Here is a 13,275-nt window from a genome sequence, read left to right as displayed (position 1 = left end):
CCGGCGTTCCCCGGGCCACATTCCGCACCGGGCCTGCTCCTCACACGGGGCCCGCCCGGCGCCCTGCACGGACATAGCACTTGATTCTGTACGAATACCCTTTCAACGAACGCATCAGGACACTCCTGCGCCTGGAGGACCTGTTCGATCGGCTGGAATACTTCCTCGGCCAGGATCATCCCCAGCAGCACCATGTCGCGCTGACCACGCTGTTCGAGATCATCGACGTAGCCGGCCGCGCCGACCTCAAGACCGACCTGATCAAGGAACTGGAACGCCAGCGCCAGGCGCTGGCGCCGCTGCGCGCCAACCCGCAGATCGACCAGGAAGCGCTGGACAGCGTGATCGGCGAGATCGAGCAGGGCATCACCATGCTCAACCAGACCGTGGGCAAGGCCGGGCAGCTGCTGACCGACAACGAGTGGCTGACCAGCATCCGCAGCCGTGCCATCATTCCCGGCGGCACCTGCGAGTTCGACCTGCCTGCCTACTACGCGTGGCAGCATCGCCCCGCTGAGGATCGCCGCGCCGATATCCTGAAGTGGGCGCGCCCGCTGGTGTCGCTGCGCATGGGCACCACCATCGTGCTGCGCCTGCTGCGCGAAGCCGGCCAGAGCGGCAAGGTCATCGCCACCGGCGGCAGCTACCAGCAGATGCTGTCCGGGCGCAGCTACCAGTTGATGCAGGTGTGGCTGGATGACTCGCTGCTGGCCTTCATCCCGGAAATGAGCGCGAACAAGTACATGCTGTGGGTGCGTTTCACGCAGCAGGACGGCGACCTGCGGCCGCGCTCGGTCGATGCCGATATCCCGTTCCTGCTGAAACTCTGCAATTTCTGAAGCCTGAGTCTGAAGCCATGCCCGCTGTAGTCAAATGCCCCACCTGCGGCACCGAGGTGGCCTGGGTGCCCGACAACAAGTTCCGCCCGTTCTGTTCCGAGCGCTGCAAGCAGATCGACCTCGGCGCCTGGGCGTCCGAAAAGTACGTAATTGGCGGCAAGCCGGGCGAGACGCCCTCGCCTGACCTGCCTGACGACGAGGACGACTGACGTAATCGCCTTCGCCGCACAGTCCGCTCAGTGCGCCGCCGCCAGTACGCGGCGGTAGAACCCCACGCACACCAGCACGAAGACCGCCAGGCCCAGCCACACGCCGTCGATCGGCGCAATCACGGGCGCCGCGGCCGCGGGTATGTCAGGCCAAGCCGGCCCAGGGTCTGTGCCCTACGCTTCTTCGCCCAGCCATTCGACCACCGGAATGGTGGCCGGCAGCAGCGGCGCGACCGTCACGGGCACCGTCTGCCAGGAAAAGGCCTGGCCTTCGCGGCCGACCGGGTCACCGCGCCAGGCAGTGACCTTGCAGAAATGCAGCCGCACATAGGCGTGCGGGTAGTCGTGCTCGAGCACATGCCAGCGCTCGCACGCGGTAATGTCCAGCCCCAGCTCCTCATGCAGCTCGCGGGCGAGCGCAGCTTCCACGGTCTCCCCTGGCTCGAGCTTGCCGCCGGGGAATTCCCAATAGCCCTCGTACGGCTTGCCCGCGGGGCGCTGCGCCAGCAGGAAGCGGCCATCCGGCTGCACCATCACGCCGACGGCGACTTCGGTGACCTTGCGCGGCGGGTTGCCGGCGGTCTCCGCGGGCTTGTCCATGGCCGCGCTCATGCCTTGTCGTTCCCCGGCACGTCGGCGATGTACGGCTGGCCATGCTTGCCGCCCCAGTCGCGCGCGAACTGCCACGCCACGCGGCCCGAGCGCGAGCCGCGCTCCAGCGCCCACACCAGCGCGTCGCCGCGCGCGGCGGCGATGTCTTCGTCGGTGCAGCCGAAGTGCCTGAGCCAGTGGCCGACGATCGCCAGGTACTCGTCCTGCTTGGGCGGGTAGAACGACAGCCACAGCCCGAAGCGCTCGGACAGCGAGATCTTCTCTTCGACCACTTCGCCAGGATGGATCTCGCCGTCGTCGGTGTGGCGGTAGGTTTCGTTGTCCTTCATGTACTCCGGCAGCAGGTGCCGGCGGTTGGACGTGGCGTAGATCAGCACGTTGTCCGACTGCGCCGCGACCGAGCCGTCCAGCGCCGACTTCAGCGACTTGTAGCCCGACTCGCCTTCCTCGAACGACAGGTCGTCGCAGAAGATGACAAAGCGCTCGGGCCGGGTCGAGACCAGCTCGACGATATCGCCGAGGTCGCCCAGGTCATCCTTGTCGACCTCCACCAGCCGCAGCCCGTCCTTGACGAAGGCATTCAGGCAGGCCTTGATCAGCGACGACTTGCCGGTGCCGCGCGCGCCGGTCAGCAGCACGTTGTTGGCCGGCAGCCTGTTCACGAACTGGCGCGTGTTGGCGACGATGGCGTCCTTCTGGCGCTCGATGTTCTTCAGGTCGTCCAGGTGGATTGGCGGCAGCTGGCGCACCGGCTGCAGGTAGCCGATATTACCGAACAGGCTCTGGCGCTTGCGCCAGCGGAACGCTACCGCCTCCTGCCAGTCCGCGTCGTTCAGTTGCGGCGGCAGCCATTGTTCGAGGCGTGAGAGGAAGTTGTCGAGGCGGGCGGCGAGGTCGGACATGGCGGGGCGGAGAATGAATTCTTGCGCCCTGCCCGCGTGCGCGGGCAGGATGGAACGGGCTCAGGAACGGTAGTCGGCGTTGATCGACACGTAGTCGTGCGACAGGTCGCAGGTCCACACCGTGGCTTCGGCATTGCCGCGGCCCAGCGCGATGCGCACCGTGATCTCGGCCTGCTTCATCACGCGCTGGCCGTCTTCCTCGCGATAGTCGGGATTGCGGCCGCCGTCGCGGGCGACCCAGACATCGTCCAGCCACAGGTTGACGCGGCCGACATCGAGGTCGTCCACGCCGGCGTAGCCCACCGCGGCCAGGATGCGGCCCAGGTTGGGGTCCGAGGCGTAGAACGCAGTCTTGACCAGCGGCGAATGCGCGACCGCATAGGCGATCTGGCGGCACTCGGCCACGTCCTTGCCGCCTTCGACCCGGATGGTCATCAGCTTGGTCGCGCCTTCGCCGTCGCGCACGATCATCTGCGCCAGCTCTTGCGCCAGGCCGGTCACGGCATCGCGCAGCGCTTCGAAGGCCGGGCCTTCGGCACGGTCGACCACGGCACCGGACTTGCCCGAGGCGATCAGCACGAACGAATCGTTGGTCGAGGTATCGCCGTCGATGGTGATGCTGTTGAACGAGTGATCGGCGGCGTGCGTCACCAGTCCCTGCAGTACCGGCTGCGCCACGGCGGCGTCCATGGCGATAAAGCCCAGCATGGTCGCCATGTTCGGGCGGATCATGCCGGCGCCCTTGCTGATGCCCGACAGCGTCACGGTCTTGCCGTCGATCTGCACCGTGCGCGACGCGACCTTGGGCTGTGTGTCGGTGGTCATGATGGCTTCCGCCGCGGCCAGCCAGTTGTCGGCCCTGGCATTGGCGATGGCGGCGGGCAGCCCTGCCAGCAGGCGGTCCATCGGCAACTGCTCGAGGATCACGCCGGTCGAGAACGGCAGCACCTGGTCGGCGCTGATGCCCAGCTGCGCCGCCAGCGCGTCGCAGGTGGCGCGGGCATTGGCCAGGCCCTGCTCGCCGGTACCGGCGTTGGCATTGCCGGTGTTGACCACCAGGGCGCGGATGCCCTTGCCCGACTTGTCCGCGGCAGCGAGGTGCTCCCGACACACCTGCACCGGCGCGGCGCAGAAGCGGTTGCTGGTGAAGACGCCGGCCACGGTGCTGCCTTCGGCCACGCGCACCACCAGCACGTCCTTGCGGTTGGCCTTGCGGATGCCCGCCTCGGCCCAGCCGAGCTCCACGCCGGCGACGGATTTCAGGTTCTCTGCCTGGGGCAGCGGAAGATTGACGGGCATGTAGGACTCCTCGATGTTCCTGCTCGCGACTTGCTTGTCATCAGACGAACATGCCCGCGAGGGGCGGGCATGTTCGTTTCCTGTTGCGTCACGCCCCGCGCTGCGGGACCGACGTCATACCGGGCACCCGGCGCGGCTCAGTTCAGCTGAGCTTGCCGTGGCACTGCTTGAACTTCTTGCCCGAGCCGCACGGGCACGGATCGTTGCGGCCGACCTTGGGCATGCCCGCCAGCGCCAGTTCGGCGGCGGCCATGGCAGTGCCGGTGCGCTGCGACGGCGCTTCCTCGACCGGCTCGCGGCCTTCGGCGAACTCGTCGTGCTTGTACTGCACGTTCTCCAGGTGCGACAGGCCTTCCTCGATCTCCTCGGAAGCCTGTTCCAGTTCCTCCGGCGACTGGATCTGCACGTTGAAGGTCACGCGGGTGACTTCGTTCTTGATCACGTCCAGCAGGCGCGCGAACAGCTCGAACGACTCGCGCTTGTACTCCTGCTTGGGATCCTTCTGCGCATAGCCGCGCAGGTGGATGCCCTGGCGCAGGTGGTCCAGCGCGGCCAGGTGTTCGCGCCAGTGCGTGTCGATGCTCTGCAGCATGACCGAGCGCTCGAAGCCGGCGAACGACTCGCGCCCGACCATCGCGACCTTGCCGTCGTAGCGTTCGGTCGCCGCCTTCATGATCAGGTTGAGCAGCTCTTCGTCCTCGATGCTCTGCGCGCCCTCGATGGTCTGCGCCAGCGGCACTTCCAGGCCCCAGTCCTCGCGCAGGCGCGCTTCCAGGCCGGCGATGTTCCACTGCTCTTCCATGGTGTCGGCCGGCACGTGGTCGCGGAACAGCTCGACCAGCACGCTTTCGCGCAGGTTGGCGACCATCTCGCCGACGTCATTGGCTTCGAGCACGTCGTTGCGCAGCTTGTAGATTTCCTTGCGCTGGTCGTTGGCGACGTCGTCGTACTGCAGCAGCTGCTTGCGGATATCGAAGTTGCGGCCTTCCACCTTGCGCTGCGCCGATTCGATCGAGCGCGTGACGATGCCGGCCTCGATCGGCTCGCCTTCGGGCATCTTCAGGCGCTCCATGATCGCGCGCACGCGGTCGCCGGCAAAGATGCGCAGCAGCTGGTCGTCCAGCGACAGGTAGAAGCGCGACGAACCCGGGTCGCCCTGGCGGCCGGCGCGGCCGCGCAGCTGGTTGTCGATACGGCGCGATTCATGGCGCTCGGTGCCGACGATATGCAGGCCGCCGGCGGCCTTGACCTGCTCGTGCAGCGACTGCCATTCGTCCTCGAGCTGCTGGATGCGCGCGGCCTTGTCGGCGTCGGACAGGTTCGGGTCCGCTTCGATAAAGCCCGACTGCTTTTCCACGTTGCCGCCCAGCACGATGTCGGTACCGCGACCGGCCATGTTGGTGGCGATGGTGATCATCTTGGGACGGCCGGCCTGCGCCACGATCTCGGCTTCGCGGGCGTGCTGCTTGGCGTTGAGCACCTGGTGCGGCAGCTGTTCGCGCTCGAGCAGGCCCGACAGGTATTCAGAAGTCTCGATCGAGGTGGTACCCACCAGCACCGGCTGGCCGCGCTCGTAGCAGTCGCGGATATCGCGCACCACGGCGTCGTAGCGCTCCTTGCCGGTCTTGTAGATCTGGTCCTGCTGATCCTTGCGCTGGGCCGGGCGGTTGGTCGGGATCACCACCACTTCGAGGCCATAGATCTCCTGGAACTCGTACGCCTCGGTATCGGCCGTGCCGGTCATGCCGGCCAGCTTGGTGTACATGCGGAAGTAGTTCTGGAAGGTGATGGTCGCCAGCGTCTGGTTCTCTTGCTGGACGGTCACGCCTTCCTTGGCCTCGACGGCCTGGTGCAGGCCGTCGGACCAGCGCCGGCCGGTCATCAGGCGGCCGGTGAATTCGTCGACGATCACGACTTCGTCGTTCTGCACCACGTAGTGCTGGTCGCGATGGAACAGGCTGTGCGCGCGCAGGGCGGCGTACAGGTGGTGCATCAGCGTGATGTTCTGCGGCGCGTACAGCGACTCGCCCTCGCCGATCAGGCCCTGCTGCGCCAGGATTTCTTCGGCCTTCTCGTGGCCGGCCTCGGTCAGGTAGACCTGGTGGCCCTTCTCGTCGACGTAGTAGTCGCCCGGCTTCTCGACGCCGGTGCCGTCGGCCTTCTCTTCGCCGATCTGGCGCTCGAGCAGCCTGGGGATGCCGTTCATGCGCTGGTACAGGTCGGTCTGGTTCTCGGCCTGGCCCGAGATGATCAGCGGGGTGCGCGCCTCGTCGATCAGGATCGAGTCCACTTCATCGACGATGGCGTAGTTCAGCGGCCGCTGCACCCGCTGCGACGGGTCGTAGACCATGTTGTCGCGCAGGTAGTCGAAGCCGAACTCGTTGTTGGTGCCGTAGGTGATGTCGGCGTTGTACGCAGCCTGCTTCTCGTCATGCGCCATCTGCGACAGGTTCACACCCACCGACAGGCCCAGGTAGTTGTACAGGCGGCCCATCCACTCGGCATCGCGCTGCGCCAGGTAGTCGTTGACCGTCACCACGTGCACGCCCTTGCCGGTGATGGCATTCAGGTACACGGCCAGCGTCGCGGTCAGCGTCTTGCCCTCGCCGGTGCGCATTTCGGCGATCTTGTTGTCGTTCAGCACCATGCCGCCGATCAGCTGCACGTCGAAGTGGCGCATCTTCATGACGCGCTTGCTGGCCTCGCGGCACACGGCGAAAGCCTCGGGCAGCAGCGCTTCGAGCGACTCGCCGCCGGCGTGGCGCTGCCGGAAGGTCTCGGTCATGCCGCGCAGGTCGTCGTCCGAGAGTTGCTCGAACTTCGGCTCCAGCGCATTGATCTGCGCCACCGTGCGGCGGTATTGTTTGATCAGCCGCTCATTGCGGCTGCCGAAGACTTTCTTGAGAAGGCCCGTGATCATCGATTGCTTTCACCTGCGCGGGACCGGATTGACGCCCCTGGTAAGCGGGCTCCCCGGCGGCCGGGCGAGGAATGGATAGATTGGCGCGAAACGCCGAGTTTATCATGTGCCGGGGTCACGGCCGGAACGCGCGCCGGGCCTTGCCGTGCAAGGCTGCGAATGCCAGACACCGGCCAGCGCGGGCCGACCCCGCCCCCTGCCTGCAGCAGTTTGGGGCGGGTGCGGGTGCTTCAATCCTTTCCGCCCCGGGCAGCCCCGCCGCCCCTTGCTAGAATGCAGCCATGCGCCGCTTCACCCACCACGCCCTGCAGACCGCTGCCGCCAAGCCGCTCAATGACTGGCTGGCCAAGTCCGGCCCGGTTTCCGGGCTGATGCAGACCGCGCGCCAGCTGTCCGTGCTGGAGGCCGAAGTGCTGTCGCTGCTGCCCCCCGGCATGCGCGCCGGCATTGCCGTGGCCGGGGTCAAGCGCGACGCCGTCGACGCAAACGGCCAGGTGCTGCTGTTGCTGGCGGCACACGGCGCGGCCGCGGCGCGGGTGCGGCAGGTGGTGCCGACGCTGCTGGGACGGCTGCAGCAGCGCGGCTCGCAGATCACCGCGATCCGGGTGCGGGTGCAGCCCGAGGTGCAGCGCCACGCGGACTGGGACACCGGTCCGGTCGAGCGCAAGCGCACCAGCGGGCAGATGACGCCGACCGGCCTTGCCAGCCTGGACCAGCTCGCGCGCACGCTGCCCGATTCGCCGCTGCGCGACGCGCTCAAGACGCTGCTCTCGCATCACCGCTGAGCGGCCGACGGCGATTTCCGGACAAACAAGAAAGCCGACCCCCGGGTCGGCTTTCTCGTTGCGTGGCGGGCAGGTGGCCCGGCTCAGGCAAAGGCCGGCTGCGCCTGCGGCAGGAAGGCAGCGGGCGCTTCCTCGACACGGTCGAAGGTGACCAGTTCATAGGCCTCCTGGTCCGCCAGCAGCGCGCGCAGCAGCTGGTTGTTCAGGCCGTGGCCCGACTTGTGCGCGACATAGGACCCGATCAGCGGATGGCCGACCACATACAGGTCGCCGATGGCATCGAGGATCTTGTGGCGCACGAATTCATCGCCATAGCGCAGTTCCTCGTTGTTCAGCATGCGGTGCTCGTCCAGCACAATGGCGTTGTCCAGGCTGCCGCCGCGCGCCAGGCCCATCTCGCGCAGCGCTTCCACCTCATGGGCAAAGCCGAAGGTGCGGGCCCTGGCGATCTCACGCACGTAGCTGGTGTCGCCGAAGTCGATCGAGAAGGTCTGGCCGGTCTTGTCGACCGCCGGATGACGGAAGTCGATGGTGAACGCCAGCTTGAAGCCGAAGAACGGCTCCAGCCGCGCGAACTTGTCGCCTTCGCGAACTTCCACCGGCTTCTTGACGCGGATAAAGGTCTTCAGCGCGTTCTGTTCTTCAATGCCGGCCGACTGCAGCAGGAACACGAAGGACGCGGCGCTGCCGTCCATGATCGGGATTTCCTCGGCGTCGACGTCGACATAGAGGTTGTCGATGCCCAGGCCGGCGCATGCCGACATCAGGTGCTCGACGGTCGAAACGCGCGCGCCATCCTTCTGCAGCACCGACGCCAGGCGCGTGTCGCCGATGGCCGAAGCGGCCACGGGAATCTCGACGGCCTCGGGCAGGTCGACGCGGGTAAAGACGATGCCGGTGTCGGCGGCTGCGGGACGCAGGGTCAGCGTGACCTTGCGGCCGGAGTGCAGGCCGATGCCAACCGTCTTCACCAGGGATTTGATCGTGCGCTGTTTGAGCATGACAGCCTCAACTATTATAAAAATCTATCGTGATGCTTTTTTTGATTAAGCGATTTTACCACCACCTGGAAGGTGGTGCAGCCGGGTTTTGTTTCCGGCTGTTAACACCGCATTAAGATGTTGCGAATAATCCACGTTTACCCGGATGACTGTGTCAGCCGCGCAACGCAGCCAGCACGGCGTCGGCGCTGCTGACGCGGAATTCGCCGGGCGCCTCCACGTCGAGCCGGGTCACCACACCATCGTCGATCACCATGGCATAGCGCTTGGAGCGCACGCCCATGCCGCGCGCGCCCAGGTCCTGGTCCAGGCCCAGCGCACGCGTCCATTCGGCGCTGCCGTCGGCCATCATGCGTACCGCGCCGGCGACCTGCTGTTCGCGGCCCCACGCGCCCATGACGAAGGCGTCGTTGACCGACACGCACCACACTTCATCGACGCCGGCGGCGCGCAGGTCTGCGGCATGCGTCACGAAGCCCGGCACATGCTTGGCCGAGCAGGTCGGCGTGAACGCGCCGGGCAGCCCGAACACCACGATCTTGCGCCCGCGCACCAGGTCGGCGACGCGGAAGGCGTTGGGTCCGAGCGAGCAGCCCTCGCTCTCGGTTTCGATGAATTCCTGCAGGGTGGCGTCCGGGACGCGGGAACCGACGGTAATCATGGGGCGAAGTCTCTGGGTTGTCTGAAGGATAGGACGGATGGCGGCCGGCTGCGCCGCAGCGGCGCGGCAGCGTGCCGGTTCAACAATCCGGACAGCGATCCGGACAGCGTTCCGGGTAGTGTTCCGTACTGCGGGCAACCCCAAGATCATAGGCGCCGCGCCGGCGATGCAAAAGCCGGATCACATCCGGTCGCATTCGATACACCTTGCTACAAAGACGTCCGCGCGACGCACCTGTGGGTGCGCCGCGCGGACGGCGAGACATCCCGACCGGGAAGGCGGGAAACCAGTCCGGGGAGGCGGCCAGCGGCACGCCCTGCCCGGCGACGGGATGCAGGTTGTGGCGGACGATGCGCCGTTGCGGCAGGCGGCGCGGCGCCGCCGGCTGCCTGCCGGGTCACGTCAGTCCATGCAAGGCACGCGCGGATAGGGAGCGCGCGTGCATCGCGACAAGGCGACGCGATCCGTCAGGCGGCCGGTGGAGGCACCGATGCCGAGCCGTCCGGCGCTCAGTCTGCCTGCTTGCGCAGGAAGGCCGGAATATCGTACGTGTCCACACCCTTTTCCTGCAGCGCCGCCACGTGGGCCGACGCCGATTCGCGCGAGCTGCGCCATACCGCCGGCGTGTCCAGGTTGCTGTAGTCCGGCGAGCTGTGCTGCGCGGCGGTGGCGGCCATGTTGGCCATCATCTGCACCGGCATGTTGTCCGTGCCGGTCTTCAGCAGCGTCATCGGCTGCTGCTTCTTCGCCGAGCGGCCCAGGCCGGTCGCGACCACGGTCACGCGCAGCGCATCGCTCATCGAATCGTCGTACACCGTACCGAAGATCACGGTCGCGTCTTCCGCGGCGTAGCTGCGGATGGTGTTCATGACTTCCTTGGTTTCCGACAGCTTCAGCGAACGGCTGGCGGTGATGTTGACCAGCACGCCGCGCGCGCCGGACAGGTCCACGCCTTCCAGCAGCGGGCTGGCAACGGCCTGCTCGGCCGCCAGGCGGGCGCGGTCCACGCCCGACACGGTGGCCGTCCCCATCATGGCCTTGCCCTGCTCGCCCATCACCGTCTTCACGTCTTCGAAGTCGACGTTCACCAGGCCGTCAACGTTGATGATCTCGGCAATGCCGGCCACCGCGTTGTGCAGCACGTCGTCGGCGCACTGGAAGCATGCGTCCATCTCGGCGTCGTCGCCCATCACTTCGAACAGCTTTTCGTTCAGCACCACGATCAGCGAGTCGACGCTCGATTCCAGCTCGCTGGAGCCATGCTCGGCCACCTTGGCGCGGCGCGCGCCTTCGAAGTCGAACGGCTTGCTGACCACGCCCACGGTCAGGATGCCCATTTCCTTGGCAACCTGCGCCACGATCGGCGCGGCACCGGTACCGGTACCGCCGCCCATGCCGGCAGTGATGAAGACCATGTGCGCGCCGCGCAGCGCGTCGGCGATCTGCTCGCGGGCCTGATCGGCGCAACCGCGGCCGACTTCCGGCTTGGCGCCGGCACCCAGTCCCGTACTGCCCAATTGCAGCACGCGCGAAGCGCTGGAACGCTTGAGCGCCTGGGCGTCGGTATTCATGCAGATGAATTCGACGCCCTGCACGCCGCGGCTGATCATGTGCTGCACGGCATTGCCGCCCGCGCCGCCCACGCCGACCACCTTGATGATGGTGCCGTCCATCACTTCCGTTTCGATCATGTCAAAGTCCATCACTGCCTCCGAGAAGAATCAGTCCCCAGACGATGCAGCCTCCCCGCCGCAACCCCTGGTTTCTGAACAAAAAAACCATTAAAAGAAAGAACCACGAAACCTTTGCTCAACGCGCCATCGGCTGTCCGGTAGACAAGACCTTGCGCGCGCCGTCGCATCTTCAGCCCGGCAATTTCCGCATCGATCAGAAATTGCCGACGAACCATTCCTTCATGCGGGTCCAGACCTGCTTGACCGACCCGCTCTGCACCGCCACTTTGCGCCCGCGCATCCGTTGCACGCGGCCTTCCAGCAGCAGGCCCATCACCGTCGCATAGCGCGGGCTCTTCACCACCTCGTGCAGGTTGCCGCGGTACTCCGGCACGCCCACGCGCACGGGCTTGAGGAAGATGTCCTCGCCCAGCTCGACCATGCCCGGCATCATCGCGGTACCACCGGTGATGACCACGCCGGACGACAACAGTTCTTCATAGCCCGACTCGCGCACCACCTGGTGCACCAGCGAGTACAGCTCTTCGATGCGCGGCTCGATCACCGCGGCCAGCGCCTGGCGGCTGAGCGTGCGCGTGCCGCGGTCGCCCACGCCCGGCACCTCGATCATGTCTTCCGGATCGGCGATCGCCTGCTTGGCGATGCCGTACTGGATCTTGATGTCCTCGGCGTCCGGCGTGGGCGTGCGCAGCGCCATGGCGATGTCGTTGGTGATCTGGTCGCCGGCGATGGGGATCACGGCCGTATGGCGGATCGCGCCTTCGCTGAAGATGGCGATGTCGGTGGTGCCGCCGCCGATGTCGACCAGCACCACGCCCAGTTCCTTCTCGTCCTCGGTCAGCACCGCCAGGCTCGAGGCCAGCGGCTGCAGGATCAGGTCATGCACTTCCAGGCCGCAGCGGCGCACGCACTTGACGATGTTCTGCGCGGCGCTGACGGCGCCGGTGACGATATGCACCTTCACTTCCAGGCGGATGCCGCTCATGCCGATGGGCTCGCGCACGTCTTCCTGCCCGTCGATGATGAATTCCTGCGTCAGGATGTGCAGGATCTGCTGGTCGGTCGGGATATTGACCGCCTTGGCGGTCTCGATCACGCGCGCCACGTCGGTCTGCGTGACCTCCTTGTCCTTGATTGCCACCATGCCGCTGGAGTTGAAGCTGCGGATATGGCTGCCGGCAATGCCGGTAAAGACCTCCGAGATCTTGCAGTCGGCCATCAGCTCAGCCTCTTCCAGTGCTTTCTGGATCGACTGCACGGTGGCCTCGATATTGACCACGACCCCTTTCTTCAGACCCTTGGACTCCGACTGGCCCATCCCGATCACCTCGTAGCTGCCGTCGGGACGCAGTTCTGCGACCACCGCCGCCACCTTCGAGGTGCCGATATCGAGACCGACCAACAGGTCCTTGTATTCCTTGCTCATCGGGTTTTCTCCGCGTTCTTGCTCTTCAGTCGCGTCGGATTGTTGTTGGAAGTACCGGAAACCGCTGCCGCTGCCTGCGTAGCCCGGGCCGCCTTCGCCGCCCGCTCCGCCTTCTCGGCCCGCACCGCCGCAGCGATCTGCGCCTCGGTCAGGAAGCGGGCATTGGCGGCGCGGATGGCAAAACCATTGGGATAACGCAGGTCGGCGTAGTCGATCTGCTTGCCCCACTGCTCGGTGACCTGCGGCCATGCAGCGACGAAACGCCTGACCCGCTGGTCCATCGCAGTGCGGTCTTCATCGTTCTGCTCGCGGCCAAGCTCGACCACCATGCCGTTGGACAGCCTGGCGCGCCAGGCATAGCGGCCCGACAGCGTCACCGCCAGCGGCTCGGTATGCAACGGCTTGAACCACTGGCGCATGACCTCGAGCTTCTCAATCACGTCGCCCTCGCTGTCCGGAGGACCGTCCAGCGCCAGCAACTGTGCGTCTTCTTCCGCCTCGGCGGTGTTGGCCACGAAGATCTCGCCGTAGGTATTGAGCAGGCGCCCGCTCTCCGGCGAGCCCCAGGTACCCAGCGCCTCGTGTTCCTCGACCTCCACAGCCAGGCCGTTTGGCCACTCGCGCCGCACGCTGGCGCGCCGCACCCAGGGCACCGACTCGAACGCCTGCCGTGCCGCGTTCAGGTCAAGCGTGAAGAAGTTGCCCGACAGCTTGCCCAGCGCGCTGGCACGCACGCTGGGGGCGTTCACGTGGCGCAGCGCGCCGCCGTCCATCGGCGCGATCTCCACGTGGGTGATGGCAAACACCGGCCGCTGCGCCAGCCACAGCAGGCCGGCCGCGAGCGCCATCAGCGCCACCACGGCATAGAGCGTGGTGGCGATCAGGTTGAGCAGGCGTGCGTTATGCCACATGGTCCAGGCGGGTTCT

The 13,275-nt window shown here is 66.5% G+C and carries 12 protein-coding genes; 3 read left to right on the top strand and 9 right to left on the bottom strand.

Translation table 11 applies throughout. The annotated features are described in order from the left end of the window. Nucleotides 1-80 precede the first annotated feature (80 nt). Nucleotides 81-839 (top strand): cell division protein ZapD, encoded by a 759-nt coding sequence (zapD, locus tag IPF36_RS25620; protein ID WP_133098005.1) that lies wholly within the window; start codon nt 81-83, stop codon nt 837-839. A 17-nt stretch (nt 840-856) separates the two neighbouring features. Beyond that, the gene (locus tag IPF36_RS25615; RefSeq protein WP_135705971.1) at nt 857-1,048 is read left to right on the top strand and encodes a DNA gyrase inhibitor YacG; all 192 of its coding nucleotides are present in this window, start codon (nt 857-859) and stop codon (nt 1,046-1,048) included. Between the two features lie 174 nt (nt 1,049-1,222). On the opposite strand, the gene IPF36_RS25610 is transcribed toward IPF36_RS25615, so the two are convergent. From IPF36_RS25610 to secA, 4 genes are all read right to left on the bottom strand, one after another. Beyond that, the gene (locus tag IPF36_RS25610) at nt 1,223-1,660 is read right to left on the bottom strand and encodes an NUDIX domain-containing protein (RefSeq protein WP_133098004.1); all 438 of its coding nucleotides are present in this window, start codon (nt 1,658-1,660) and stop codon (nt 1,223-1,225) included. Further along, on the bottom strand, nt 1,657-2,562 hold the full coding sequence (locus IPF36_RS25605) for an ATP-binding protein (protein WP_133098003.1): 906 nt from the start codon (nt 2,560-2,562) through the stop codon (nt 1,657-1,659). The genes IPF36_RS25610 and IPF36_RS25605 overlap by 4 nt, the downstream gene beginning before the upstream one ends. Nucleotides 2,563-2,622: 60 nt before the next feature. Beyond that, a complete protein-coding gene (gene argJ / locus IPF36_RS25600) occupies nt 2,623-3,861 on the bottom strand; it encodes a bifunctional glutamate N-acetyltransferase/amino-acid acetyltransferase ArgJ (protein ID WP_135705972.1) in 1,239 nt (412 codons plus the stop codon). Nucleotides 3,862-4,003: 142 nt separating this feature from the next. Then, nucleotides 4,004-6,781 (bottom strand): preprotein translocase subunit SecA, encoded by a 2,778-nt coding sequence (gene secA, locus IPF36_RS25595; RefSeq protein WP_135705973.1) that lies wholly within the window; start codon nt 6,779-6,781, stop codon nt 4,004-4,006. 281 nt (nt 6,782-7,062) lie between these two features. On the opposite strand from secA, the gene IPF36_RS25590 reads away from it, so the two are divergent. Beyond that, on the top strand, nt 7,063-7,566 hold the full coding sequence (locus IPF36_RS25590) for a DciA family protein (RefSeq protein WP_133098000.1): 504 nt from the start codon (nt 7,063-7,065) through the stop codon (nt 7,564-7,566). 83 nt (nt 7,567-7,649) lie between these two features. On the opposite strand, the gene lpxC is transcribed toward IPF36_RS25590, so the two are convergent. The 5 genes from lpxC to IPF36_RS25565 all read right to left on the bottom strand — a co-directional run bounded on the left by lpxC (nt 7,650) and on the right by IPF36_RS25565 (nt 13,259). Then, nucleotides 7,650-8,567, bottom strand: coding sequence for a UDP-3-O-acyl-N-acetylglucosamine deacetylase (gene lpxC, locus IPF36_RS25585; RefSeq protein WP_029048080.1), 918 nt, complete (start codon nt 8,565-8,567; stop codon nt 7,650-7,652). Nucleotides 8,568-8,721: 154 nt separating this feature from the next. Continuing rightward, nucleotides 8,722-9,228: a peroxiredoxin gene (locus tag IPF36_RS25580; protein WP_133097999.1), complete on the bottom strand. Its 507-nt coding sequence runs from the start codon at nt 9,226-9,228 to the stop codon at nt 8,722-8,724. A gap of 509 nt (nt 9,229-9,737) precedes the next feature. After that, nucleotides 9,738-10,931: a cell division protein FtsZ gene (gene ftsZ / locus IPF36_RS25575; RefSeq protein ID WP_063241547.1), complete on the bottom strand. Its 1,194-nt coding sequence runs from the start codon at nt 10,929-10,931 to the stop codon at nt 9,738-9,740. A 184-nt stretch (nt 10,932-11,115) separates the two neighbouring features. Further along, nucleotides 11,116-12,348 (bottom strand): cell division protein FtsA, encoded by a 1,233-nt coding sequence (gene ftsA / locus IPF36_RS25570; protein ID WP_012353950.1) that lies wholly within the window; start codon nt 12,346-12,348, stop codon nt 11,116-11,118. Beyond that, nucleotides 12,345-13,259 (bottom strand): cell division protein FtsQ/DivIB, encoded by a 915-nt coding sequence (locus IPF36_RS25565; protein ID WP_133097998.1) that lies wholly within the window; start codon nt 13,257-13,259, stop codon nt 12,345-12,347. The genes ftsA and IPF36_RS25565 overlap by 4 nt, the downstream gene beginning before the upstream one ends. Between the last annotated feature and the right edge of the window lie 16 nt (nt 13,260-13,275).

It is taken from the genome of Cupriavidus sp. IK-TO18, from assembly GCF_015549295.1.
Taxonomy (GTDB): domain Bacteria; phylum Pseudomonadota; class Gammaproteobacteria; order Burkholderiales; family Burkholderiaceae; genus Cupriavidus; species Cupriavidus oxalaticus_A.
This window is presented reverse-complemented; position numbering and strand designations above follow the sequence as displayed.